Source organism: Mycobacterium sp., from assembly GCF_050701675.1.
Classification (GTDB): Bacteria; Actinomycetota; Actinomycetes; order Mycobacteriales; family Mycobacteriaceae; genus Mycobacterium.
Window position 1 is genome coordinate 1 of sequence record NZ_JBOGDD010001237.1, and the last position, 3,927, is coordinate 3,927.

General features: G+C 68.0%; 5 protein-coding genes. 4 read left to right on the top strand and 1 reads right to left on the bottom strand.

What is annotated here, in order from left to right:
* The first annotated feature begins 340 nt into the window (after window positions 1-340).
* Both ACRDUX_RS38310 and ACRDUX_RS38315 read left to right on the top strand, forming a co-directional pair.
* Window positions 341-724, top strand: a complete 384-nt coding sequence (locus tag ACRDUX_RS38310; protein WP_526422352.1) for a hypothetical protein — start codon at window positions 341-343, stop codon at window positions 722-724.
* Between the two features lies 1 nt (window position 725).
* Window positions 726-1,901, top strand: a complete 1,176-nt coding sequence (locus ACRDUX_RS38315) for a cation:proton antiporter (protein WP_526422354.1) — start codon at window positions 726-728, stop codon at window positions 1,899-1,901.
* On the opposite strand, the gene ACRDUX_RS38320 is transcribed toward ACRDUX_RS38315, so the two are convergent.
* Window positions 1,864-2,799: a helix-turn-helix transcriptional regulator gene (locus tag ACRDUX_RS38320; protein WP_526422356.1), complete on the bottom strand. Its 936-nt coding sequence runs from the start codon at window positions 2,797-2,799 to the stop codon at window positions 1,864-1,866. The genes ACRDUX_RS38315 and ACRDUX_RS38320 overlap by 38 nt on opposite strands.
* 82 nt (window positions 2,800-2,881) lie before the next feature.
* Here ACRDUX_RS38320 and ACRDUX_RS38325 point away from each other — a divergent pair, with 82 nt between their 5' ends.
* Together ACRDUX_RS38325 and ACRDUX_RS38330 are read left to right on the top strand one after the other, a co-directional pair.
* Window positions 2,882-3,376 (top strand): anthrone oxygenase family protein, encoded by a 495-nt coding sequence (locus ACRDUX_RS38325; RefSeq protein ID WP_526422358.1) that lies wholly within the window; start codon window positions 2,882-2,884, stop codon window positions 3,374-3,376.
* 239 nt (window positions 3,377-3,615) lie between these two features.
* Window positions 3,616-3,927: hypothetical protein (locus tag ACRDUX_RS38330; protein ID WP_526422360.1), on the top strand; the 312-nt coding region annotated here is incomplete at its 3' end.

Sequence of the window (3,927 nt, forward strand, 5' to 3'; positions counted from 1 at the left end):
AATGAGCACACCGCTTACCCTTGCCGGTGCTGGCAGGGATTGCAATATCGCTGGTCATGAACGACGTGGCGGCGGGCGTCGGCGTGGTCGTCGTCGACGACGATCGGCGCGAAGTCCACTTCGTTAGCTGAGACGCCACCCAGCACAGGGCGCAGCAGAACGCCCCGCCTGATCCCGCGCGAATCAGGGAAATCCCTCGAGTTTGCGAGCGGGCACTCCATACGTGGTGATCCCAGGTCCGCAAACCGCCGTGATCCGTCACCAATGCGTCAGAGGTGACGAGCGGAAACGGAGCCCGAGCCAGCAACGCGTTGACAGCCGTCCGGTTTAAGGTGTGCGGATGGCGGTCAAGTGGCTTGATGTCCCCGAGGATCACGACTACGCCGCCGCGGTGGACTACCTGAGTCTGGTCGGTGAAGCCGACACCACGTCGAAGACGGTGGATGCGCTCAGGACGGCCGACACGTCACTTCGCAAGGCCAAGGACATCCTGCGGGCGGCCCGGCTGGCGCTGCTGCCTGCGGCGAACCAACACGTGAAGGCCGATCTCGCGAAGATCGCTGCGGGAAAGAAGCTTTCACCGATCCTGTTGGTGCGGGGGAAGGCCGTCGACGGCGCCGCACTGGAGATCGCCGACGGTTACCACCGCGTCTGTGCCAGCTACCTGACCGACGAGAACACCTCGATCCCGTGCCGTTTGGTGTCCTGGCAGACGCCGGGCTGAGATGGCGGGATTCGGGTTCGGCACCCTGGCGTTGCTCGTCGTGGTGGGCCTGATCGGCCCGATGCTGGCATCGGTGCCGCGGCTGCGGGTCCCGTCGGTCGTCGGCGAACTGCTCGTCGGGATTGTGCTCGGCAAGACCGGTCTTGAAGTCATCGACCACACCGATCCGACCTTCGAGCTGCTCGCCAACATTGGCTTCGCCCTGGTGATGTTCGTGGTCGGGACGCACGTGCCCGTCCGCGACCGCGCCATGCGTTCGGCGGCCCCTGCGGCACTGGTACGGGCCGTCCTGGTCGGTGCGGTCGCAGCAGTTCTCGGAGTGGGACTCGCCATCGTCTTCGGCACCGGGCATGCCGCCCTCTACGGAGTCTTGATGGCGTCGTCGTCGGCGGCACTCGCCCTGCCCATCATCGACGGGCTCCGGTTGTCCGGGCCGCCGGTGCTCTCGGTGACCGCCCAGATCGCCGTGGCCGACACGGCCTGCATCGTGTTGCTGCCCTTGATGATCGACCCAGCGCGGGCGCCGCGGGCGGCCCTGGGCGCGGTGGCCATCGCGGTGTGCGGGGCGGTGTTGTTCGTGGTGCTGCGCTGGGCCAACGCCAGAGGGCTGCCCAAACGCCTGCACCAGTATTCCGAGAAGCACGCGTTCGCCCTCGAACTGCGGATCAGCCTCGCGATGTTGTTCGGGCTGGCCTGGCTCGCCATCAGCACCCACGTCTCGATCATGTTGGCAGGCTTCGCACTTGGTCTGGTGATCGCCGCCATCGGCGAACCCCGTCGGCTGGCGCGTCAGCTGTTCGGCATCACCGAGGGGTTCTTTGCGCCGCTGTTCTTCGTGTGGCTGGGCGCCTCGCTGCAGATACGCGATCTCGGTGCGCACCCGCAGCTCATCCTGCTCGGTCTCGCACTGGGCGCCGGTGCGATCCTCGCCCACGCGGCCGGCAGGCTGCTCAAACAGCCGTTGACGCTCGCCGTGCTCTCGGCGGCCCAGCTCGGCGTGCCCGTCGCCGCTGCCACGGTCGGTACCGAGGAGCACCTGTTGCTGCCCGGCGAGCCGGCGGCGCTGATGCTGGGGGCGATCGTCACCATCGCGGCCACCTCGGTGGCGGGCGTGCTCGCCGGGCGAGCCACCAAGGGCGCTAACCCGACAGCTGAGAGCGATGCGCATTCGGGCTGACCCCGTAGGCGCGCTTGAACGCACTGCTCAGTGCGAACGGCGTGCTGTAGCCCACCCGGCGGGCGACCGACGCAAGCGTGTGCCCATCCGTCCTCAGTAGATCGGCGGCCAGCGCCAGCCGCCAGCCGGTGAGGAAGGCGATCGGTGGTTCACCGACCTGCTCGTTGAACCGGCGCGCGAACGCTGCCCGCGAACTACCCACGGCAACAGCAAGATTGGCTACCGTCCAGGGGTGCTCGGGATTGTTGTAGATGAGGCGCAGCGCGGGGCCGACCAGGGGGTCGTGCTCGGCGTACCACCAGGTGGGTGCCTGCTCGTCACGGTCGAACCAGGTGCGCAACACGTCCATCAGGAGCAGGTCCAGCAGCCGGTCGAGGTAGGCCTCCTGGCCTGGTCCGTCCCGCCCGGCCTCCTCGACGAGCAGCGCGACCAGCGGGGTGTGCCATTCGTCGCCGCGGAGCACCAGCACCGTCGGAAGTGCGTTCACCAGGCGGGCGCTGACCTCGCTGCGGCCCTCGTAGGCGCAGATCACCGCCCGGTGTGAGCCCGCGGCCGTGTTGCCCCAGGTGCGCACCCCCACCGACATCTCGAAGCGGAGGTCCTCCCCGCGCAGCGTCGTGCATCTGTTGCCGGGGTGGATGACGACCTGCGGTTCGGTCGCCGCATCGTCGGCGAAGAGGTAGTGCTCGACACCCCGGGCGACGGCAACGTCGCCTTGCCGCACGTCGAAGGTGTCACCCGATTCGGTCACGATGACGGCGGTGCCGTGCGTCATGCAGATCAGCGTCAACGGGGCGTCGTCCTGGATGCGCATCGACCAGGGTGGGTCCAGGGACAGGCGCAGCACGAACGCACCGCGGGCGCGGACTCCGTCGAGCAATCCACCGAGGGCATCCACGATCACCAAATGTAGACGATCGCGTATGCAAGCGGTACGGAAGACGATGGATCGTCTTGCCGTGCGGCGGTTGACTATTGCGATGACAACCAGCCCCTACCTCATCGCCACCGCCGCGGCCGCGGTGTCGAGCGCCGCCGTCGGCGGAGTGTTCTACGCCTTCTCCACCATCGTGATGAAGGGTCTGGACCGTACCGGGCCCGCCGACGCGATCACCGCGATGCGCGGCATGAACGCCGAGGCCCCTGCCAATGCGCCGTTTCTGACGTTGTTCGTCGGCTCGGCGCTGCTGGCCCTCGGCATCGGCATCGCCACGTTGTTCCGGTTGTCGCAGGCGGGCGCCGGCTACGTGCTCGCAGGCGCGGTCCTCGGCACGGTGGCATTCATCGTGACGTTCGCCTTCAACGTTCCGCTGAACAACCAACTGGACGCGGTGGATCCGTCGGGACTGTCAGCTGCAGATGCGCTACGCGCGTGGCAGGCGTATCTGGGCCCGTGGACGGCGTGGAATCACGTTCGGACGGTGGCGTCGCTGCTGGGCTCGGTTCTGCTCCTGATCGGCCTGCGTCAGCACTGACGCCGCGGAACGCCAGGGCGACGACGCCGGCCGCGATCAGCGTCAACACGGCGGCGATGGTCGCCGTGGGGGCGATGCCTGCGTCGAACGCCGTCCGCGCGGAGTCGAGGAGCCGACCACTCAACGCGGGAGGGAGGGTCTGCGCAACCGAGGTGGCGCCGCCGATGCTCTCCCTGGCGTCGGCGATCTGGTGCTCCGTCAGACCGCCCGGAAGTTCAACGCTGGCACGGTAATACGCGGTGAAGATGGTGCCGAGGGTCGCGGTGCCCACGACCGCACCAAGTTCGTACGCCGTCTCCGACACCGCCGAGGCCGCGCCGGACTTCGCCGGTTCCACGGACGCGACGATGGTGTCGTTCGAGATGGTCTGCGAGATCCCCACCCCGAGTTCCAGAACCAGGAAGGACACGATGACGGCGACCACCGTCAGGTCGTGCCGGAACAGCAGGATGGCCAGGAAGCCGGCTGCGACGAGCACCAGCCCGACGATCATCAGCGCGTGCGGGGCGAACCGCTTCGCCAGCGGGACCACGGCGATGCCAGCGACCATC

What these genes read in the sequence shown, in the direction of transcription:
- ACRDUX_RS38310 (WP_526422352.1), top strand. Translation starts at nt 341, where the DNA reads ATGGCGGTCAAGTGGCTTGATGTCCCCGAGGATCACGACTACGCCGCC.
- ACRDUX_RS38315 (WP_526422354.1), top strand. Translation starts at nt 726, where the DNA reads ATGGCGGGATTCGGGTTCGGCACCCTGGCGTTGCTCGTCGTGGTGGGC.
- ACRDUX_RS38325 (WP_526422358.1), top strand. Translation starts at nt 2,882, where the DNA reads ATGACAACCAGCCCCTACCTCATCGCCACCGCCGCGGCCGCGGTGTCG.